This window comes from Rahnella sp. ATs2, from assembly GCF_051851855.1.
Lineage (GTDB): Bacteria > Pseudomonadota > Gammaproteobacteria > Enterobacterales > Enterobacteriaceae > Rahnella > Rahnella variigena.
Genome location: NZ_JBLYPL010000027.1, coordinates 1 through 19,192, shown reverse-complemented (window position 1 = coordinate 19,192; position 19,192 = coordinate 1). Strand labels below are relative to the sequence as shown.

At 49.8% G+C, this 19,192-nt stretch carries 20 protein-coding genes; 6 read left to right on the top strand and 14 right to left on the bottom strand.

All coding sequences use genetic code 11. The features are described from left to right. Positions 1 to 47: 47 nt before the first annotated feature. Positions 48 to 506: a dUTP diphosphatase gene (gene dut, locus ACJY2G_RS22420; RefSeq protein WP_167459615.1), complete on the bottom strand. Its 459-nt coding sequence runs from the start codon at positions 504 to 506 to the stop codon at positions 48 to 50. Continuing rightward, positions 484 to 1,701, bottom strand: a complete 1,218-nt coding sequence (coaBC, locus tag ACJY2G_RS22415) for a bifunctional phosphopantothenoylcysteine decarboxylase/phosphopantothenate--cysteine ligase CoaBC (protein ID WP_112289309.1) — start codon at positions 1,699 to 1,701, stop codon at positions 484 to 486. Before coaBC ends, dut begins: the two co-directional genes overlap by 23 nt. Before the next feature lie 185 nt (positions 1,702 to 1,886). On the opposite strand from coaBC, the gene radC reads away from it, so the two are divergent. The 4 genes from radC to mutM all read left to right on the top strand — a co-directional run bounded on the left by radC (position 1,887) and on the right by mutM (position 4,200). Next, positions 1,887 to 2,567: a RadC family protein gene (radC, locus tag ACJY2G_RS22410; RefSeq protein WP_112289310.1), complete on the top strand. Its 681-nt coding sequence runs from the start codon at positions 1,887 to 1,889 to the stop codon at positions 2,565 to 2,567. A gap of 265 nt (positions 2,568 to 2,832) precedes the next feature. Further along, entirely contained in the window at positions 2,833 to 3,069 is a 237-nt protein-coding gene (gene rpmB, locus ACJY2G_RS22405; protein WP_004931195.1) for a 50S ribosomal protein L28, read from the top strand. An 11-nt stretch (positions 3,070 to 3,080) separates the two neighbouring features. Continuing rightward, on the top strand, positions 3,081 to 3,248 hold the full coding sequence (rpmG, locus tag ACJY2G_RS22400) for a 50S ribosomal protein L33 (protein ID WP_004392084.1): 168 nt from the start codon (positions 3,081 to 3,083) through the stop codon (positions 3,246 to 3,248). A 142-nt stretch (positions 3,249 to 3,390) separates the two neighbouring features. Beyond that, a complete protein-coding gene (mutM, locus tag ACJY2G_RS22395; RefSeq protein ID WP_120163691.1) occupies positions 3,391 to 4,200 on the top strand; it encodes a bifunctional DNA-formamidopyrimidine glycosylase/DNA-(apurinic or apyrimidinic site) lyase in 810 nt (269 codons plus the stop codon). An 8-nt stretch (positions 4,201 to 4,208) separates the two neighbouring features. On the opposite strand, the gene coaD is transcribed toward mutM, so the two are convergent. The 12 genes from coaD to rfaD form a co-directional block, all read right to left on the bottom strand. After that, positions 4,209 to 4,691: a pantetheine-phosphate adenylyltransferase gene (gene coaD, locus ACJY2G_RS22390; RefSeq protein ID WP_120163692.1), complete on the bottom strand. Its 483-nt coding sequence runs from the start codon at positions 4,689 to 4,691 to the stop codon at positions 4,209 to 4,211. Positions 4,692 to 4,697: 6 nt separating this feature from the next. Then, positions 4,698 to 5,465 carry a glycosyltransferase family 2 protein gene (locus ACJY2G_RS22385; RefSeq protein ID WP_120163693.1) on the bottom strand — a complete coding sequence of 256 codons (768 nt, stop codon included), beginning with the start codon at positions 5,463 to 5,465 and terminating at the stop codon, positions 4,698 to 4,700. After that, positions 5,465 to 6,739 (bottom strand): lipid IV(A) 3-deoxy-D-manno-octulosonic acid transferase, encoded by a 1,275-nt coding sequence (gene waaA, locus ACJY2G_RS22380; RefSeq protein ID WP_120163694.1) that lies wholly within the window; start codon positions 6,737 to 6,739, stop codon positions 5,465 to 5,467. The genes ACJY2G_RS22385 and waaA overlap by 1 nt, the downstream gene beginning before the upstream one ends. A 120-nt stretch (positions 6,740 to 6,859) precedes the next feature. Further along, on the bottom strand, positions 6,860 to 8,008 hold the full coding sequence (locus ACJY2G_RS22375; protein WP_430320819.1) for a glycosyltransferase family 4 protein: 1,149 nt from the start codon (positions 8,006 to 8,008) through the stop codon (positions 6,860 to 6,862). Next, on the bottom strand, positions 8,001 to 9,083 hold the full coding sequence (gene rfaQ, locus ACJY2G_RS22370; RefSeq protein WP_120163696.1) for a putative lipopolysaccharide heptosyltransferase III: 1,083 nt from the start codon (positions 9,081 to 9,083) through the stop codon (positions 8,001 to 8,003). The genes ACJY2G_RS22375 and rfaQ overlap by 8 nt, the downstream gene beginning before the upstream one ends. A gap of 160 nt (positions 9,084 to 9,243) precedes the next feature. Then, entirely contained in the window at positions 9,244 to 10,251 is a 1,008-nt protein-coding gene (locus ACJY2G_RS22365; protein WP_430320818.1) for a glycosyltransferase, read from the bottom strand. A 69-nt stretch (positions 10,252 to 10,320) separates the two neighbouring features. Next, positions 10,321 to 11,604 (bottom strand): O-antigen ligase family protein, encoded by a 1,284-nt coding sequence (locus tag ACJY2G_RS22360; protein WP_430320817.1) that lies wholly within the window; start codon positions 11,602 to 11,604, stop codon positions 10,321 to 10,323. Further along, on the bottom strand, positions 11,597 to 12,598 hold the full coding sequence (locus ACJY2G_RS22355) for a glycosyltransferase family 8 protein (protein ID WP_439292217.1): 1,002 nt from the start codon (positions 12,596 to 12,598) through the stop codon (positions 11,597 to 11,599). The genes ACJY2G_RS22360 and ACJY2G_RS22355 overlap by 8 nt, the downstream gene beginning before the upstream one ends. After that, the gene (locus ACJY2G_RS22350) at positions 12,591 to 13,688 is read right to left on the bottom strand and encodes a glycosyltransferase family 9 protein (RefSeq protein WP_439292216.1); all 1,098 of its coding nucleotides are present in this window, start codon (positions 13,686 to 13,688) and stop codon (positions 12,591 to 12,593) included. The genes ACJY2G_RS22355 and ACJY2G_RS22350 overlap by 8 nt, the downstream gene beginning before the upstream one ends. Before the next feature lie 2 nt (positions 13,689 to 13,690). Then, positions 13,691 to 14,674 carry a lipopolysaccharide heptosyltransferase RfaC gene (gene rfaC / locus ACJY2G_RS22345; protein ID WP_430320814.1) on the bottom strand — a complete coding sequence of 328 codons (984 nt, stop codon included), beginning with the start codon at positions 14,672 to 14,674 and terminating at the stop codon, positions 13,691 to 13,693. After that, positions 14,674 to 15,723, bottom strand: a complete 1,050-nt coding sequence (rfaF, locus tag ACJY2G_RS22340; protein WP_430320813.1) for an ADP-heptose--LPS heptosyltransferase RfaF — start codon at positions 15,721 to 15,723, stop codon at positions 14,674 to 14,676. Before rfaF ends, rfaC begins: the two co-directional genes overlap by 1 nt. Before the next feature lie 30 nt (positions 15,724 to 15,753). Then, positions 15,754 to 16,686, bottom strand: a complete 933-nt coding sequence (gene rfaD / locus ACJY2G_RS22335; RefSeq protein WP_112289323.1) for an ADP-glyceromanno-heptose 6-epimerase — start codon at positions 16,684 to 16,686, stop codon at positions 15,754 to 15,756. A gap of 241 nt (positions 16,687 to 16,927) precedes the next feature. Here rfaD and kbl point away from each other — a divergent pair, with 241 nt between their 5' ends. Together kbl and tdh are read left to right on the top strand one after the other, a co-directional pair. Then, positions 16,928 to 18,124: a glycine C-acetyltransferase gene (gene kbl, locus ACJY2G_RS22330; protein ID WP_430320812.1), complete on the top strand. Its 1,197-nt coding sequence runs from the start codon at positions 16,928 to 16,930 to the stop codon at positions 18,122 to 18,124. Positions 18,125 to 18,133: 9 nt separating this feature from the next. Next, on the top strand, positions 18,134 to 19,156 hold the full coding sequence (gene tdh / locus ACJY2G_RS22325; protein ID WP_112289325.1) for an L-threonine 3-dehydrogenase: 1,023 nt from the start codon (positions 18,134 to 18,136) through the stop codon (positions 19,154 to 19,156). Positions 19,157 to 19,192: the final 36 nt, after the last annotated feature.

Sequence of the window (19,192 nt, the reverse complement as noted above, 5' to 3'; positions counted from 1 at the left end):
AGGATCTGTTCAATATCGCGTCAAAATCTGCGGTGCTGAACAGGTTCTTATTGGCGACCTGAGTGGCCAAAGCCCCCTTCGCCGCGTTCACTGGCGTTAAAATCTTCCACCAGATTGAATTCTGCCTGAACCACAGGGACAAATACCATCTGAGCAATGCGCTCGCCCGGTTCAATAATAAATGTGGTCTGACCGCGGTTCCATACAGACACCATCAGCTGGCCCTGATAATCAGAGTCGATAAGACCGACCAGATTGCCCAGCACGACGCCGTGTTTATGGCCCAGGCCGGAGCGCGGCAAAATCACCGCCGCCAGATTAGCATCACCAATATGGATAGCCAGACCAGTTGGCAGCAGCGTAGTTTCACCCGGTTTCAGTTCTACAGACGCGTCCAGACAGGCGCGTAAATCCAGACCCGCAGACCCTGGTGTCGCGTAAGCCGGTAAAGGGAAAGTCGAACCGATGCGCGGGTCGAGAATTTTAATGTCGATTTTTTTCATCATAACGGCTGACAATCTCTTCTAATAAACGTTGACCAAGCAGGGACTTATCGCTGAGCGGTAAAATTTTATCCCCGTCCTGCCAAAAAAGATGCAGGGCATTGGAATCACTGTTGAAACCCTGCCCGGCAAGTGAAACATCGTTAGCGCAGATCAGATCCAGATTCTTGCGGATCCTTTTTTGCCGCGCGTATTCTTCCACATTCTGGGTTTCAGCGGCAAACCCCACAACGTATGGCCGGTTCTCTGTCATGGCGGCAACGCCCGCGACAATGTCGGGGTTTTTCACCATTTTCACAGTGATTTCATCGCCTTGCTTTTTGATTTTCTCATCAGCAATAATTTCTGCGCGGTAATCAGCCACGGCAGCGCAGGAAATAAAAATATGCTGAGAACCCGCAGAAAGCTGCACCGCTTTTTGCATTTCCAGCGCACTTTCCACATCAATCCGGCGGACGTTAGGCGGTGTCGGCTGGGTGACCGGTCCGGCGATTAGCGTAACCTGCGCACCGCGTTCAGCGGCGGCTTTGGCAATCGAAAAACCCATTTTGCCGGAACTGTGATTACTGATGAAGCGGACAGGATCCAGCGGCTCACGGGTCGGACCTGCGGTCACCATAATGTTCAGATGGGCCAGATCGTTGCGCGAAGAGAAATGCGCGTTTGCCATATCAACAATCACCAGCGGATCGAGCATGCGTCCCGGCCCTACGTCACCACAAGCCTGACTGCCGCTGTCAGGGCCCCACAACAACGTGCCCCGCGCCGCCAGGCTTTGCAGATTTTCCTGCGTGACGGCAGCGCGATACATTTGCTGATTCATCGCAGGGAGCACCGCGACCGGCGCGGCTGTCGCCAGACAAACCGTCGTCAGCAGATCATTCGCCATACCGGCATTCATGCGGGCCAGCAAATCCGCCGTGGCGGGGGCGATAATCACTAAATCAGCCCATTTGCCTAACTCAATATGACCCATTGCCGCTTCAGCTGCAGGATCAAGCAGGTCGTCGGAAACCGGATAGCCAGAAACAGCCTGCAGGCTCAGCGGAGTCACAAAGGATTTCGCCGCTTCTGTCATAACGACGCGGACTTCAGCGCCCCTTTCACGTAAGCGACGTACCAGTTCTGGTGCTTTATAGGCAGCGATACCACCGCTGATACCGAGCACAATATGTTTGCCGGAAAGTCCCGTCATCATCATTGTCCGATTGGTTGAAAGCTGGAAGAAGCGACATTTTAGCATAACGCGCAATGATGACAGCTATTGGCGATGCTCCGTTACCGGAGCAATAAAAATTCTGCGTAATGTCTCGCAAGCTGACCCGGTGGAAATCACGACGGCTATGGCGTTGTGCCACAATCCTGGTCAATTAAGGAGTCAGGATGACGAAACGACAAGAGCCCTGGCCGGGCGTGATGCCGCCGCGGGAGAAATTATTGCAGCAAGGTGCGAAAGAGCTGACGGATCAGGAGCTGCTGGCGATTTATCTGCGCACCGGATGCCGGGGATTGCATGTGATGGAACTGGCAAAGAACCTGCTGGAGGAATTCGGTTCATTGCATCAGTTACTGATGGCCGATTTTGACGCGATGGCGCGCACGAAAGGGATGGGCGTCGCCAAGTTTTCCCAGCTGGTCGCGGTCTCCGAATTATCACGTCGCGCCTATTTGCGTCATTTGAGTGCTGAAAATGCGATGCTCAGCCCGGAGGTTATCAGAGAATATTTGCAGAATTTGCTCGTTTTTCGGGAAAGAGAGGTGTTTCTGGTACTTTTTCTCGACAACCAGCATCGCGTTATTCGCCATGAGGAGATGTTTGCTGGTACTATTGGGCACGTAGAAGTGTATCCCCGCGAAATTGTTCGTGGTGCGATGAAGGTTAATGCGGCAGCCCTAATTCTGGCGCATAATCACCCATCCGGTCGGGCTGAGCCCAGCCTGATGGACAGAAAAGTGACTGAACAGATTATTCGAGCGTGCCAGCTGCTTGAGATTCGTGTCCTCGACCATTTGGTTGTAGGTCACGGAGAAACGGTATCTTTTGCCGAGCGTGGTTGGATTTAGCCTTGTTTTTTGAAGATCCTTTGGGATCTTTAGCTGTTCGGGACTTGAGCACTTACGCTACAGAGCGTATACTACGCCACCTTTGAGAATCTTGGGTTTGGCGATAAGAGCCTATCTCAGCAGGTTTCTAACCTGATGAATTGGTTTTTACCCGACGACAGTGAGTCGGTTCTCAGTGGAGTTTGCTGAGATGGGCTCTAAAAGCCTGACGAGGCGGCCATACCCTATACGAAGCTCGAGCTGATTTGATTTTTGGAGAATAGACATGTCCCGAGTCTGCCAAGTTACTGGCAAGCGCCCGGTGAGCGGTAACAACCGTTCCCACGCAATGAACGCGACCAAACGCCGTTTTCTGCCGAACCTGCACTCCCACCGTTTTTGGGTTGAGGCTGAGAAGCGCTTTGTAACTCTGCGTGTATCTGCTAAAGGTATGCGTGTTATTGATAAGAAGGGTATTGAGACGGTCTTGGCCGATCTGCGTGCCCGCGGTGAGAAGTATTAAGGAACTGCATCATGGCTAAAGGTGTTCGCGAGAAGATCAAGCTGGTTTCTTCTGCTGGTACTGGTCACTTCTATACCACCACGAAGAACAAGCGTACTAAGCCGGAAAAATTGGAACTGAAGAAATTCGATCCAGTTGTCCGTCAACACGTGATCTACAAAGAAGCTAAAATTAAATAATTTTAGTGGATTGCTAAAAACCCGGCTCCGGCCGGGTTTTTTATTGCCTGAATTTTGGGATTTCCATTCACAGCGACTTTTATTTGCCTGATGTCGGTGTCTGCGACACACTCTGAACACGATTCTGCTAAGGGAGAAATTAATGCCGGAATTACCTGAGGTTGAAACCAGCCGCAGAGGGATTGAACCCTATCTGAAAGGTCACACGATACTCCATGCTGTCGTACGCAATCCGCGTTTGCGCTGGCCTGTCTCGGCGGAGATCTTAGCGTTAAGCGATCAGCCTGTTCTGAGTGTTCAGCGTCGCGCTAAATATCTGCTGGTCGAGCTGAAAACCGGATGGATCATCATTCATCTGGGCATGTCTGGCAGTTTGCGCGTGTTGCCGGAAGAGACTGAGCCGGGCAAACATGACCACGTTGATCTGGTGATGGATACCGGCCACGTGTTGCGTTATACCGATCCTCGGCGTTTTGGTGCCTGGTTATGGTCTTCTGATCTGGCGGCCAGCAATGTCCTGGCGCATCTCGGTCCTGAACCGCTGAGCGAAAATTTCACGGCAGATTATCTGTTTGAGAAATGCCGTACGAAAAAATCACCGATCAAACCCTGGCTGATGGACAACAAACTGGTGGTCGGCGTGGGGAATATCTACGCCAGCGAATCCTTGTTTGTTGCCGGTATTTCACCTGACAGACCCGCGCACTCGCTCAAACGTGATGAAGCGGAGTTGCTGGTCAGAACCATCAAAGCAGTACTGTTGCGTTCGATTGAACAGGGCGGGACGACGCTGAAGGACTTTTTACAGTCAGATGGAAAGCCGGGATATTTTGCGCAGGAATTACAGGTGTACGGAAGAGCTGGCGAGCTTTGCCGGGCATGTGGTACGCCGATTGAGAGTAAGAAACACGCTCAGCGCACCACGTTTTTCTGCCCGAACTGCCAGCGCTGATAAGCGATTCAGGCGCTGATTTTTTCCATCAGGGCCTGAGTAATAACCTGTGGCAGGAAAGGCGCGATGTCGCCACCGTGTCGTGCCACTTCTTTGACCAGTGAAGAGGAAATAAACGACCACTCTTTCGATGGCATCATGAACACGCTTTCCAGCGTCGGCAGTAAATGCCGGTTCATGTTCGCAAGCTGCATTTCATATTCAAAATCAGACACCGCGCGTAAACCACGAACCAGCACGTTAGCGCCCTGAGCTTTGGCAAAATTCGCCATCAGATCGCTGAATCCAATCACTTCAACATTATCCAGATGCGACGTCACTTGTGTCGCCAGCGCCACGCGCTCATCCAGCGAGAACATCGGTTTTTTGCCTGGGCTGGCCGCAATCGCAAGAATAACATGGTCAAACATCAGTGCCGCACGGGTGACGATATCAAGATGCCCGTTGGTCATCGGGTCGAACGTGCCGGGATAAATTGCCTTAGTGCTCATGACGGCTCACTTTTGCAGTTGATGGCTGAGTGCCCACAGGGCGGCATACTTATTGAAGGTATATTGTGCATTGACGCCTGCCAGTATCAACCCCTGCTTACCATCCAGAAAGCCAGCGCGAAGGATCCAGGTTTTCATGAATGCCCCCAGCGTATGCGAAATAACCGAGAAGAAACTGCACTTACGCCCTTGCTGATGACGTTGTTCTGCCCACGCCTGCGCATAACTGAGCTGTTTACGCTGGAAAGCGAAAAGGTCACGACAGGTGAGATGCTGGAGATCGCCTTGCAATGGCACGACCGCAGCACTCCCGGTGTTCAGTGATTCATGAACCAGATCGTCGTTATAACTGAATGTGGAAGGATACAACCGGTTCACGCGATCCGGATACCATCCGCTGTGGCGCATGAATCTTCCGAGAAAAAGATTACTGCGCCCGAGGCTATAAACGGTGTTTTCCTGCGGAGTTTTCAGGACATTTTCAATCGACTGGCGCAATTCCGGCGTTACACGCTCGTCGGCATCGATCATCAAAATATAGTCACCGCTGGCATAGCTTTGCGCCAGCTGACGTTGTTTGCCGAACCCCGGCCAGTCGGTATTTTGAAATACTTTTGCGCCAAAACTGCGGGCGACATCCTGAGTTGCATCTTTGCTGCCGGAGTCGAGCAGAATAATTTCATCCGCCCATGCAACTGATTCAAGGCATTCCGGCAACAAACCGGCTTCATCACGCGCAATCAGTACAACAGATAAACGTTTTTTATCAGCCATTAATGACTCCGGACAGGCAGATAAGGCTCCAGTAAATGCAGCAGGCGTTGTAATGCCCCCTGATTTTGATGCAGAACTTCAACGGCGTGACGCCCGTAATACAAACGATAGTCTTCGTCAGTCAGCAGGGTCGAAATTTCTTTCACCAGCGATGCCGTATCCATCACCGTAATCAGACCGTCGTCCTGAGCTAACTTGGCGCAAATGTCTTTGAAATTAACGGTGTGCGGCCCCATCAGTACCGGGATGGCGTGTGCGGCGGCTTCAAGCGGGTTATGACCACCGCGATCGACCAGACTGCCGCCGACAAATGCCAGGTCAGCAATGCCGTACAGCAGCATTAATTCGCCCATGGTATCGCCGATCACCACCTGAGTGGTCGAGGATGGCACTTCACCGGAGCTGCGCTGAATGAAGGAGAGTCCTGCTTTACGCGTCAGTTCACAGGCCACCGGGAAACGTTCCGGATGGCGGGGAACCAGAATCAGCAGCAAGTTAGGATGCGCTTTCAGCAGTTCTTTGTGTGCTTCCAGCAGCAGAGTTTCTTCACCCTCATGCGTGCTGGTAGCTATCCAGACCTGACGGCGTGATGCCCATTGACTGCGCAGCGCAATGGCTTTTGCCGCCAGTTCAGGTGTCACGGAGATATCGAATTTCAGGCTACCGGTGACAGCGAGCTGATTTCGTTTCAGGCCTAAGGAGAGGAAACGTTCACCGTCTTCCTGGTTTTGCGCGGCAATCAGCGTGATACGTTGCAAAATGGTACGAATGAATTTGCCCAGCTTCTGATATCCCTTTGCCGAACGGGCTGAAAGGCGCGCATTGGCGATGACCAGCGGGATCTGGCGACGGTGCAGGGCACTGATCAGATTCGGCCACAACTCGGTTTCCATGATGATCACCAGCTTAGGGTTTACTTCATCAAGAAAACGATTTACCGATCCTGCCAGATCATAAGGCAGATAGACGTGATGCACACCTTTGCCAAAGGCCGACTGAACACGCTCCGAGCCGGTCGGGGTCATTGTCGTGACGGTAATTGGCAAGGAAGGATAGCGATGACGTAAAGCGCGGACTAAAGGAATGGCTGCCAGTGTTTCGCCCACGGAAACGGAATGCAGCATAATGCCACCGGACACAACCTTCCCTTTGCAGAAGCCATAACGTTCAGCCCAGCGTTTACGGTATGCAGGAGACTTCCGGCTGCGCAACAGTAAACGGATCCAAATCAATGGCTGAATTAAATATATGATTATATTATAAAAAATATTCATCTTTTATCAGGCGTTGCATAAGGGAAAGTCAATTTCATATAGCGAAAATAGTCCCGGCGGATAGATGGGCACATGTTACCAGATAAGTGTGATCGACTCATCATGTCAGCGCGAATGGCATCAGGCCAGCAACGAGTAATAAAGTGCAACTAATTGTTGTGAAAGGTTTTTTGGGCTATAGGGGAGAATACGCTCTCTGGCCGCATTTCCCATCTCAGCATTTTCCCTTCGGGAAGGAATTTTCTTCACGAATTCAGTGAGTTTTGCCACATCCAGCGCATCACAAACAAACCCTTCATGTCCTTCCCTGATGAATTCAGCACCGCCACATGTCTGGCTGGTGATCACCGGAAGGCCGCAGGCCATCGCTTCAAGAATGACGTTAGGAAACGGGTCATACAACGTCGGTAAAATCATTCCATCAGCTGCGTGATAGAACGGGATAACATTGTTTTGTACGCCGGCGAAACGGACTCTTTCCAGACATCCTGCCTGCTTCGCCAGAGATTCATACTTCTTCTGGTCTTTATCCTGTCCGACAACGATGAGATAGCGGTCACTGGCGGCAATGGCTTCTATCGCGGGTTTAAGCCCCTTACGCTCGAAGCCTGAACCCACATAAATCAGGGCAACAGCGCCGGCAGGGATAGAAAGTGTTTCGCGCGAGGCATTGCGTTGCTCGTCAGTTGCAGGAATAAACTTTTGCGAGTCGATAGCATTATAAATAACCTCGAACCGGCTCTCATCGACCCCGTAACAACGCATGATGTCGCGTTTTACCATCTCAGAATTACAGATGATTTTTTTCAATTCCGGCGAATGGAACATCGCTTCTTCGGCTTGCAGAACATAGCGGTGGTAGGGACTGATTTGCGTAAGGAAACGCTGAAAAGGGGAAATGACGCGTGCCCTTTGTTCCAGCCAGACGCGATGTGCGCCGTCTCCTGCACGGAAAATATCGCAACCCGGGATGCGCTCATGACTTTGGACTATATCGAAATGTTCCTGCTTCCAGCATTGCTGCGCGGCTGCGGCAAAGCCTTTTTCCCTTGAAACGCGACCGTATTTTGCCGGGTTACAAATATGAATTTTCCATTTCGGATTAGGCTTGCCTTCCCACTGACGGGTGATGATGTTCAGGTCGATATTCTGATCGTTCAGGGCTTCCAGCGCTCGGGATATAAAACGCTCTGCACCGCCATCCGGGCGATACTTTTGTCTGACGATCGCTAAACCAATATTTTTTGTCTGATCAGCAGAATCACTCATGCAGATAACTCCTGGCGGCATCAATAACATCGCTGACCGGAATAGCATGCAAATAACGCTGTTGGGTTTTTGTGTCGATAGAATCCGGCGCGGGCAGCGGAGCGTAATCTCCGGCCCAGAGAGTTGTATTGTTATTGCCCCAGGGGCGCCAGTGCTGCATTTTTGTCGGGCCGAACAAAGCCACGCAGGGGGTATTCAGGGCCGCTGCCATGTGCATCGGCGCGGAATCAACACCGATAAAAAGTTTTGCACCGTCAATCATGGCGGCCAGTTGCGTCAGCGACAACTGCCCGGCAACAGAAATAACCTGAGGATTGTGAGTAAGATCCTGGATTTTACGCACCATGTCCCGTTCTTTTTTATCAGGACCCGCGGTCATGACAATCGTCAGCCCTGTATCTGCGAGGCCATCAATGACGCTGGCAAATTTATCATCATCCCAGCATTTGAACGTCCAGCGTGAGGTCGGCTGAATCACGATGTATCCGCCGGTGACATGATGTTTGAGAAGCAACTGCTGGCAAAAAGCCTTGTCACTTTCTGAATAATGCATCGAGGTTTGGGCATTCTCCACCGGGATCCCAAGCGGAGATAAAATCGACATATTCTGTTCAACGGTATGCAAAATACTGTGATTTTCAGTCGTCACTAACTCTGTATGGCCAGCCCGCCAGACCGGAGAACGGCGTTTTTTATAGTCAAAACCCAGCCGGACTTTTGCTCCGGAAAACAACGAAAGTAGCGCACTGCGCCACTGATCAGCCAGGTTGATCACCAGATCATAATGGCGTGCGCGAACGGCTTTCAGCAGCTGATATTCTTGCTGTAACTGATAGCGGATGCCTTGCTTTTTCCAAGTTCTGTCAATGACATGAATATGGGAAAGCGACGGATGTTCGCTCAGAATAGGGCGGGTTTCTTTATAGAGAAGCACATCAATTTCAGCATCAGGATAATGCTGGCGCAGTCTGTTTATCACTGGTGTTGTGAGCACCATATCTCCGTGATGACGGAGTTTCACCAGCAAAATTCGTCTGGGGATAAAGGCTGCGTACTTGGCTTCTGAGTTAGGCATTCTATTATCTGATATTAGAATATAGTGAATAGATTTTAGGTGAAGAATCCAATGCTGTGAAGTTATTTATCTGCCTGATATAGAAAGGTAAATAACTTCGTTTAGGAAATAGTTATAAAGGAATTATGTGGGTAAGGAAATCATCTCTTTCTTAAAGGCCTCAGGCGAGTTTTTTGCGTAAGTTATGCAGGCGCTTTAGCCACAATAATAGTTGCCACCATTGCTTCGGGCCGCGGGCATTACGGAGCATTATCTTACGTGTGCCGGAGGTATAAATATCTTCAATCATGGCTTTTTGAGCCGCAGGATCAGGCTCACGACGAACTGAGTGGCATACCGTCAGCGCTTCACGTGTGACCTGCCGTGGAAACTCAGGATAAATTTTTATCCGGTCTTTATATTGCTCATTCAGCTCATCAAGCATTTTGGCAATTTTCAGATAATGTCTTTGATATTCAACGTTCTTCATCCCAGTGCGTTTTTGATTACTGATTGACTGACCGTGAATGTAGTAGCGGTATAGGATCGTTTGGGTGTATCTCACGCGGCGGGCATTGAACATGAATTCGGTCGTCCAGGGAATATCCTGATGGTGTAAACCAGGTTCAAAATACAGTCCCTGTTTTCTAATCAATTCGAGACGATAGACGCCAAGCCAGACAACATGCAAATACCGGTTAGTCGCCAGCGCCGTTTTCAACCACAATGGCCCATCCAGTACACCCGTTGAAGTTAAACGGTCCTCAGGAATGAGCGGTTTTACTTTTTCTGAGCCGACAAAATAGCGTTCACCATTGCACTGAGCGGCATCCAGATCATCCTGCTCACACATCTCTATCAACGTTTTGTACATATCCGGAGAGACGATGTCGTCGGCATCCGGAAAGGTTACATACTTGCCCCGGGCAATATCCAGACCGGCATTACGTGCCCGCGAAACCCCGCCGTTTTCCTGGGTAATAACCTGAATATGACGATATTTTGCGGCGTACTCTTGTGCTGTCTGCTCTGACCCGTCCGTAGAGCCGTCGTTAACAATGATAATTTCGAGGCTATCCAGCGTTTGCGCGACGAGTGAATCCATAAAATTCCGGAACATCGCCCCTGCGTTGTACATAGGGATGATCGCGCTGAGTTTAATGGTTTCGGATGGTGTTGTTAGGGTCATGACACATAATTTCCACGAATAAGGAGTGCTGGCAACCGCGCCGGGCGCAGTGCCCGGCACGTAAAATCATTATTTTTCAGAGACTGAAGGGGTCTTCATCCGCAACATCAGCAGATACCCCACGATCAGAACGACAAAATACGGCGTCTCGCGATTATAGAACTGAGAATCGCCCTGACTGAAATAAATGACCGGTACTGAAAGCAGCAGGAATTCGTAGCCTTTAGGGACGAGTTTAAAGGGATATAACAATAATACGGCGAAGAACAACACCATAATAATCCCGCCAAAAATGCCCTGTAATGACAAGGTGTCAATGATGTCATTGTGCAAATGGAATGGCAGATTACGTAAGGCTTCCGGATTTCCCCCTTCATGCTGATTAATGAAGGCTGTCGCAAGCGCATTCCGGCTGTCTGCTGACTGTCCGAACGGATGATGTTCAAAAGCATCGATACCCGCGCGCCACATTGAGAAACGGGCGCCTACGGATGTATTACGATCTCCCGCATTATAAGATGCTACTTCATTATGGAGATTATCGATACGCTCAATAGCTTTATTGTAATATGGATGGCCTGAAACCACGGCAGCAATTATCAATATCGCAATAGCAAAACCATAGATAAACTTTGAAGTGTGTGAGCTTCTGGCAAAATCGTAAAGGGTGCAACAGGCACTAATTAAAGTGAAGAGCATAATTGCAGATCGTGTTTCTGTAGCAGCAAGAACGGCAAATGTCATGGTCATGATTATCAGGCAAATGAGCCTGTAATGCTTGAGGCCATGATATTTGAGGCTATACATCACCAGTAAAGAAAAGACAGTGAACGTGTAAGCCCCCGTAGTTGGAGCATCGGAGTTAATGCTGATTCGTATGCCTGTTTTAAGATAACTAGAGATATGCATCACGGATATGATTATAAACAGCAGTGTCATAATCGCAACGCCTGCCCTGGCGGTCAGTGTCGATATTCTCCATTTGTGTAAATTATGCTCAATGGAGTATATGATAAAGGAAGCCAGGATTAGCCGCTTACCGCTTATTTGATAATGATGAGCAATGAAAGGATATTGATTGTTTGTTGTCAATATCACCCATATTAATTTGCTTGCGCCTAATAGGAATATAACCCACGAAAAAAAGTAGAAGTATAATTTCCTTTCTTTCCTAAATGTGACGTGTATAAAGTAGACAACGGAAATATAGCTTGTGATGTAAAATAAACTACGGCTAATTTCTCCGGAAAACATGAAAAAAGAAATTGAAATGGTTATAAATAAGAAAAATAGTGCAGCAAGTTTATCATCAAATGACGATTCTTTAATTGCTGATAAACAAAGCTTAATCATGTGTTCTTTTCCTGAGTAATTTTGTGTTCATATATTTCGCCATCCATTTCACGCTACTTAAGTAGTCTCCTTTGAACCACAGGACACGAGCATAGCGCTTCATTTCTTTATAACTCACTGGCATGTCGAGCGAAATGCCTCTCCATGGGGATCGCTCATAATAGGAGTAATAGAGATCAGCCACTTTGCTTCCACCCCACGAATGCCAGGGTTTACATTTTCCGGTGTAATGAATCAGGATCACACCGACAGGAAGTGCTTTCTCATGGCCTACGCGTTTGTAAATGATATCGACGATATAATTATATTCTTTAGGCAGTAGCAGGATTTCATTTTCAAGCACGACATTCAGGGCTTCCTGATCAGGGAATTTAAATTTATCCCCGTTTTCGCGAAGCTCATTAATCACCCGGTTGGTGGTGTCTCTGGCAACCCATTTTTCGATATTGATATAAAGAAATCCGGAGTTGAAATAATTACCAGAAGTCAGCTTTAGCACCGGGCAAAGTTTAGCTCGCGCCCTTTTTTCATCATTTACTGCACATAACGTGTGTTGACTGATATCCAGTTTGATCAGGTCATTGTACTGACCGACACATAGCGTATCAGCATCCAGATAAATCACTTTATCTGTGATATCAGCGAGGATGAGCGGGATAAATAACCGGTAATAGATGGCGTGTGTGTAGCGGCCAACCATCGGCAATCCCTGAAAAGCCTCATCTTTGAAGGTATAGGTGGTGACGGCAAGGGGAAATATCTTCGCTAACTCAATAATTCGGCTGATGCTCTCATTGCTGAGCGTTGTACCGAATAAATGAACATGAAAGCGCAGATCAGGGTTGTTTTCCAGAACTGAGAACACAGCAATGCCCATTCCGCGAGCATAACTGTCATTGATACCGAAAGAGAGATGCACCACATCTTTTTCAGTTCCCAGAGAGTTAACAATTTCTTCCCTATTCTTAATCGATGAATGCAAGATATTAGCCATAATGGGGCTCCTGACCTCTGCTGTCAGTAATGAACTCGTGAATCGCTTTTAATTTATGTTCGTTTAGCGCAAACAATTGTTCCGGCGTCAGGCTAAAACGGGTTCTGGTTTCAAAAACAAACGAAGCAGGTTCAAAGTTTTCAGGCTCTATAAACAGCACCTTACCTAACGGACGCTGTTCTTCCTTACAACATGGGCCGGTAAAGCAGATGATAGGCGTTTTTTGTGAATCTGCTATATAGGCATTTCCTGAATCTGAGGCGATATAAGCATCAAGTTGACCTAGCGCAAAAGGCACATCTTCTAACGGCATCTGCCCGATGAGGCTCACGACGCGTGATTTTTCCTCTTCACTTAAAATTTCAAGTAAAGCATCAAGATAAGGCTGCTCATTGGCCGGACCGAACACGATGAACTGACAGTTCAGATTCGACAGATTTTGTATGATCTGCTGCCAGACTTCACGGGGGATAGTTTTTGCACGATTACCTGCAGAAATACTGATCCCAATTTTGATTTCACCGGTTTTATCCAGCACAGGGTAATGGGTTTTCGGGATCCATAACGGCAGAGTGGCATGCGAGTGATAACTGTTAGCCGTCAGAGCCGGATCAGCCAGTTTCAGGTAATTCTCTAACGCGAGATCATACTTACCGTGCTGCCGGACCACGTTGGCTGTGGCAAAGAAAATCCGGTGATACCACTTGCGCACATAGGTTTCTAAAAAGGCTTTGTAATTCGCATTACAAAACGCAGCGTAGAAAGCATTAATGCTGTTAGGTTGCAGCAGATAGACATTGTCATAGCGGTTGAGGAGCCTGAACGCCAGACGGATTTTACTGAAGAGAGACTTCTTGTGTTCTTCAATCAGGAAGATCGACTCAATCGTTGTATCGCGCCCGGCCAGTGGCAGCACCGTTTTACTGATTAACACGTCCGATTTTTTCAGATGTTTGAGTAACGGCGTGATGTTAACAAAATCGCCAATTTTGGCGGTCTGGATGACGAGATTGCGTCCTCTGCCCTGATGAAAAGGTTTCATCAGCATTTTGAATGGCCACAGCAAAATGAAAATAATTACATAGCTCATGGTCAGTTCATTTCCTTATTGGCAGAAATAACATCGTTGAGTTGCTCAAAAACGCGTTCCACCGGCAGAGCCTCCAGCGAGTTGTTTTCTGCTTTCAGGACACACTGATTCTTCCCGTACCCGCCAATCAAACCCGGATCGGTCGGACCGTAGAGGGTGATATTCGGGCGATCCAGCGCCGCAGTCAGATGGCTGAGTCCGGTATCCACTGAAATCACGGCTTGCGCACCGGCTAACACCTCAGCCACTTTCTCGAGACTCAATTTAGGCAAGACTTCAACGTAAGGAAACCCTTCAGCCAGGCGCAACGCACGCTGATATTCATGCTCAGCGCCCCACGGCAGTTTGATGCGAAGATTGGCAGTACTCAACATCCCGATCAGTTCACGCCACTTTTCTTCCGGCCAGTGTTTTTCTGCACGGGTGGTCGCATGGAGAAAGACCAGATACTGACCGGCATCGTCAGGCAAATGTGAAAGGAAGCGCGCCGCAATGGCGTAGTCGCCCTGGGTCGCAGGTTTTACATAGCCGAGACTTTTAGCAAACAGTTCTCTGGTGCGCTCCACTGCATGCTGTTTTTTATCAATTTCGTGGCGCTGATTGTAGAACCAGCTGGCGAAAGGTTCACGGGCACTTTTGCAGTCTTGCCCGTGTTTTTCACCTTTGGCAACACGGGTGATTAGCGCTGCACTTTTGATTAATCCCTGAGCGTCAATGATGGCGTCATAGAGGGTGGATTGCACTTCGCGTTTGAAATCACAGCGTTGCTGCCGGGTTTCAGAGCCAAACCAATTTTTGCGCCAGCGGCGAATCGCCACCGGAATAACGCGATCGACGGCCGGATGCCAGCCGGGGATCTGAGTGAAACCTTCTTCCACAACCCAGTCAAAGCGGATCCCGGGAATAGCCTGCATGGCATCCGTTAATGCAGGAAGCGTATGCAGAACGTCGCCCATGGACGAGGTTTTGACAATGAGAACCCGCATTAAATCTCCTTCCTTGCGCTCAGTAACTGGTTTAATTCCTGATAAACCTGCTCAGGTTGAATATCAATCAGACTCTGGTGATAGCCTTCTTCGGCATCGCCTTTGCGGACTTTATGGTAGCCGGTGATCAGGCGGATAACTTTCGCCTGATGGCTGAGTGGCGGGGTGAAGTCCGGGCTGCTCGGCCCGTAGAGTGCCACCAGCGGTTTATCCAGTGCAGCAGCGACATGCATCAGACCAGAATCATTGCTGACCACAGCCTGGCAGGCCGCGATCATCACCACAGCCTGATCCAAAGAAGTTTTACCCGCAAGATTCAGGCAGAAAGCTTGAGCACTTTCAGTCAGTGCCAGACGGATTTGCTCTCCGGCGGCATTGTCTTTTGCCGAACCAAACAGCACGACCTGATAGCCTTCGCTGATCAGTTTTTCAGCCAGTACGGCGTAGTGATAATGCGGCCAGCGTTTGGCCGGGCCGAATTCAGCACCCGGACAAAAGCCAATCAACGGACGTGAATTATCGACAGCAAAGGCGATTTTGACGGCCGCGATTTCGGCTCCAGTGACCTGCAGTTTTGGCCACAGAATGGGTTCTGGAAGGTCGGCCGCAGTTTTGATTTTTCCGGCTTCGTAGCCGAGCGCCGCGTAGCGCTGAACCATCAGCGGAAATGCGGCTTTATCGAGGACCCGTAAATCATTGAGCAAGCCATAGCGCATTTCGCCACGCCAGCCAGTGCGCTGAGGAATGCGCGCAAAGAACGGAACCAGCGCTGATTTAAAAGAGTTAGGCAAGACATAAGCGCGGTCATAATGCGTATCGCGCAATGAAACGCCCAGACGACGACGCTCGCCAAGTTCCAGTGCGCCATGACCCAATGGCATCGCCAGCGCCTGATTCACTTCCGGCATCCGGTCGAGCAAGGGACGGCACCATGCAGGTGCCATCACGTCAATTTGTGCTTGCGGGTGCGCAGCTTTCAGGGTGCGGTAGAGACTTTGAGACATCATCATGTCACCGACCCATGACGGCCCAATTACCAGTATTTTCATACCGTTAATCCATTCCTCAATGTGCAGGGCTTAAACTGTGCGGTTAAGCCAGCTCATGTATTCCGTCACACCTTCAGCAACCGTTTTGAAAGGTTTGTCATAACCGGCATTACGCAGCGCGGTCATATCGGCCTGAGTGAAGGACTGATAACGGCCTTTCAATTTCTCCGGGAAAGGAATGTATTCGATATCGCCAGATTTGTGGTACGCCACGACCGCGTCTGCCACCGCCTGGAAGGATTCTGAGCGACCGGTACCGCAGTTGAAAATACCGGAAACGCCGTTCTGCCAGAACCACAGGTTCACCGCAGCCACATCGCCCACGTAGATGAAATCGCGTTTGAAGCCTTCGCTGCCGGAGAACAATTTCGGGTTCTCGCCGGCGTTGATCTGGTTGTTCAGGTGGAACGCGACGCTGGCCATGCTGCCTTTATGGCCTTCGCGTGGTCCGTAAACGTTGAAGTAACGGAAACCACAAATCTGAGATTCTGCGTGTGGCAGAATTTCGCGAACATACTGGTCAAAAAGGAATTTAGAATAGCCATAGACGTTCAGTGGCTGCTCATATTTACGATCTTCAACAAAGCTGGTGCTCTGGCTGCCGTAAGTCGCCGCGGAAGAGGCGTAAAGGAAAGGAATACTGCGATCCAGACAATAATGCAGGATATCTTTAGAGTACTGATAGTTGTTGTCCATCATGTACTTTCCGTCCCACTCGGTGGTGGACGAACAGGCGCCTTCGTGGAAAATGGCGTCAATATCACCTAAATCATCGCCTGCAACGATACTGGCGATGAAATCTTCTTTATCACAATAATCCGCAATATCCAGATCCACCAGATTGACGAATTTGGTGCCGTCTTTCAGGTTATCGACCACCAGAATATCGCGGTATCCCATATCATTGAGCGATTTAATAATATTGCTGCCGATAAAACCAGCGCCGCCAGTGACGATTATCATGGGATCCACCTTTAATCATTTTAAGAACCGCGCACCATGCGCCGCCTGTAATTGGGTAATATCATAACACTTCATTATGAAGCTCACATTGGGAAGGTGTCCGATAACACGCATTCTTGTGTTTCAGACCGTAAGGCGTGAACTATGCTGCAAAACAAAGATATTGTGAGCGGTTCCATCGTTATTTCGTATTCAGATTAGTAATGTATTCCGTGAATGAGTCATTTCAGGAGAATACTGTATGTCTGTTTCGTTTTATCGGCAGTTGGAAGACCAGCTCGATCAGGCGCGGGTTGAAGGACTGTTTAAAGAAGAACGTATACTCACCACGCCTCAGCAGGCTGAAGTCTCTGTCGCGGGTGGCAAGCCGGTCATCAATTTCTGCGCGAACAACTATCTCGGATTAGCTAACCATCCGGAGCTCATCAGGGCAGCTAAAGAAGGGCTCGACAGCCACGGTTTTGGCATGGCGTCGGTGCGTTTTATCTGCGGTACACAAGATGCCCATAAAGAACTCGAACACCGCCTGGCCGATTTTCTCGGTATGGACGACGCGATCCTTTATTCCTCCTGTTTTGATGCCAACGGCGGATTATTCGAAACGCTGCTGGGCGAAGAAGACGCCATCATTTCGGATGCGCTGAATCACGCATCAATCATCGACGGCGTCCGGTTGTGCAAAGCGAAACGCTACCGCTATGCCAACAATAATATGGACGAACTCGAAGCCCGTTTGCAGCAGGCGAAAGACGACGGTGCCCGGCATATTCTGGTCGCCACCGACGGTGTGTTTTCCATGGATGGCGTGATTGCTAACCTGAAAGGTGTCTGCGATCTGGCAGAACGATTTGACGCGCTGGTGATGGTCGATGATTCCCATGCTGTCGGTTTCGTCGGTACCGAAGGGCGCGGTACTCATGAATATTGTGACGTGATGGGGCGGGTAGACATCATCACCGGAACGCTCGGTAAAGCGCTGGGCGGAGCTTCCGGTGGTTATACCGCAGCCCGTCAGGAAGTTATCGACTGGTTACGCCAGCGTTCACGTCCTTATCTTTTCTCCAATTCACTGGCACCGTCGATTGTCTCTGCCTCGCTGAAAGTGCTCTCCATGCTGGAAGAAGGCAGCGAACTGCGTGAGCGCTTGCTCAGCAATTCAAAAATGTTCCGTGAAAAAATGACCGCAGCCGGTTTCACGCTGGCAGGGGCCGATCACGCCATCATTCCTGTGATGCTGGGCGAAGCTCGTTTAGCGCAAGAATTTGCCGCGCTTTTGCAACGGGAAGGTATTTATGTCACCGGTTTCTTTTATCCGGTCGTGCCGCAAGGCCAGGCGCGTATCCGTACCCAGATGTCTGCCGCACACAGCTGCGAACAAATCGAAAAGGCGGTTGAAGCCTTTACCCGTATCGGCAAAAAGCTTGGCGTGATCGCCTGAGGAGTTTCCATGAAAGCCTTAGCAAAACTCAAACGTGAGGAAGGCATCTGGATGACGGATGCGCCGGTGCCTGAAATGGGTCATAACGATTTGCTGATCAAAATCCGCAAAACAGCCATCTGTGGCACCGATGTGCATATTTATAACTGGGATGCATGGTCGCAAAAAACCATTCCGGTGCCGATGGTGGTCGGCCATGAATACGTCGGCGAAGTCGTCGGGATCGGGCAGGAAGTTAAAGGCTTCAGCATCGGCGACCGTGTTTCCGGCGAAGGTCATATCACCTGCGGGCATTGCCGCAACTGCCGCGGCGGGCGCACGCACTTATGCCGCAATGCGCAGGGCGTCGGGGTAAACCGTCCCGGTGCCTTTGCGGAATATCTTGTTTTACCGGCGTTCAATGCGTTCAAAATCCCGGACAATATTTCTGACGATCTGGCGGCCATTTTCGACCCATTGGGCAACGCAGTTCATACCGCGCTGTCTTTTGATTTAGTCGGGGAAGATGTCCTGATAAGCGGCGCAGGTCCAATTGGTATCATGGCTGCCGCTATCTGCAAACACGTTGGCGCGCGTCATGTTGTGATCACTGACATGAACGAATACCGGCTCGAACTTGCGCGCAAAATGGGTGTAACGCGGGCGGTCAATGTCAGTCAGCAAAGCCTGCCGGACGTCATGGAAGAACTGGGGATGACGGAAGGGTTTGATGTCGGGCTGGAAATGTCAGGCGCACCGGCAGCATTTCGCAGCATGCTCAGTGCGATGAATCACGGCGGGCGGATTGCCATGCTCGGCATTCCTTCTGCAGAAATGGCCATTGACTGGAATCAGGTGATTTTCAAGGGGCTGTTTATCAAGGGGATCTATGGCCGGGAAATGTTTGAAACCTGGTACAAAATGGCGGCGCTCATTCAGTCCGGGCTGGATCTCACTCCGTTAATCACTCACCATTTCCCGATTGATGAATTCCAGAAAGGGTTTGATGCGATGCGCTCCGGTCATTCCGGAAAGGTCATTCTTAACTGGTGATCTGATTTTTCGCAGAGATGAAAAAGCCCGCTCAAC

What these genes read in the sequence shown, in the direction of transcription:
- ACJY2G_RS22385 (WP_120163693.1), bottom strand. Translation starts at nt 5,465, where the DNA reads ATGGCTGATAAAAAACGTTTATCTGTTGTACTGATTGCGCGTGATGAA.
- mutM (WP_120163691.1), top strand. Translation starts at nt 3,391, where the DNA reads ATGCCGGAATTACCTGAGGTTGAAACCAGCCGCAGAGGGATTGAACCC.
- ACJY2G_RS22360 (WP_430320817.1), bottom strand. Translation starts at nt 11,604, where the DNA reads ATGATTAAGCTTTGTTTATCAGCAATTAAAGAATCGTCATTTGATGAT.
- rfaF (WP_430320813.1), bottom strand. Translation starts at nt 15,723, where the DNA reads ATGAAAATACTGGTAATTGGGCCGTCATGGGTCGGTGACATGATGATG.
- coaBC (WP_112289309.1), bottom strand. Translation starts at nt 1,701, where the DNA reads ATGATGACGGGACTTTCCGGCAAACATATTGTGCTCGGTATCAGCGGT.
- coaD (WP_120163692.1), bottom strand. Translation starts at nt 4,691, where the DNA reads ATGAGCACTAAGGCAATTTATCCCGGCACGTTCGACCCGATGACCAAC.
- kbl (WP_430320812.1), top strand. Translation starts at nt 16,928, where the DNA reads ATGTCTGTTTCGTTTTATCGGCAGTTGGAAGACCAGCTCGATCAGGCG.
- ACJY2G_RS22375 (WP_430320819.1), bottom strand. Translation starts at nt 8,008, where the DNA reads ATGAGTGATTCTGCTGATCAGACAAAAAATATTGGTTTAGCGATCGTC.
- rpmB (WP_004931195.1), top strand. Translation starts at nt 2,833, where the DNA reads ATGTCCCGAGTCTGCCAAGTTACTGGCAAGCGCCCGGTGAGCGGTAAC.
- ACJY2G_RS22355 (WP_439292217.1), bottom strand. Translation starts at nt 12,598, where the DNA reads ATGGCTAATATCTTGCATTCATCGATTAAGAATAGGGAAGAAATTGTT.
- radC (WP_112289310.1), top strand. Translation starts at nt 1,887, where the DNA reads ATGACGAAACGACAAGAGCCCTGGCCGGGCGTGATGCCGCCGCGGGAG.
- tdh (WP_112289325.1), top strand. Translation starts at nt 18,134, where the DNA reads ATGAAAGCCTTAGCAAAACTCAAACGTGAGGAAGGCATCTGGATGACG.
- dut (WP_167459615.1), bottom strand. Translation starts at nt 506, where the DNA reads ATGATGAAAAAAATCGACATTAAAATTCTCGACCCGCGCATCGGTTCG.
- rfaD (WP_112289323.1), bottom strand. Translation starts at nt 16,686, where the DNA reads ATGATAATCGTCACTGGCGGCGCTGGTTTTATCGGCAGCAATATTATT.
- waaA (WP_120163694.1), bottom strand. Translation starts at nt 6,739, where the DNA reads ATGAATATTTTTTATAATATAATCATATATTTAATTCAGCCATTGATT.
- rfaC (WP_430320814.1), bottom strand. Translation starts at nt 14,674, where the DNA reads ATGCGGGTTCTCATTGTCAAAACCTCGTCCATGGGCGACGTTCTGCAT.
- ACJY2G_RS22365 (WP_430320818.1), bottom strand. Translation starts at nt 10,251, where the DNA reads ATGACCCTAACAACACCATCCGAAACCATTAAACTCAGCGCGATCATC.
- rpmG (WP_004392084.1), top strand. Translation starts at nt 3,081, where the DNA reads ATGGCTAAAGGTGTTCGCGAGAAGATCAAGCTGGTTTCTTCTGCTGGT.
- rfaQ (WP_120163696.1), bottom strand. Translation starts at nt 9,083, where the DNA reads ATGCCTAACTCAGAAGCCAAGTACGCAGCCTTTATCCCCAGACGAATT.
- ACJY2G_RS22350 (WP_439292216.1), bottom strand. Translation starts at nt 13,688, where the DNA reads ATGAGCTATGTAATTATTTTCATTTTGCTGTGGCCATTCAAAATGCTG.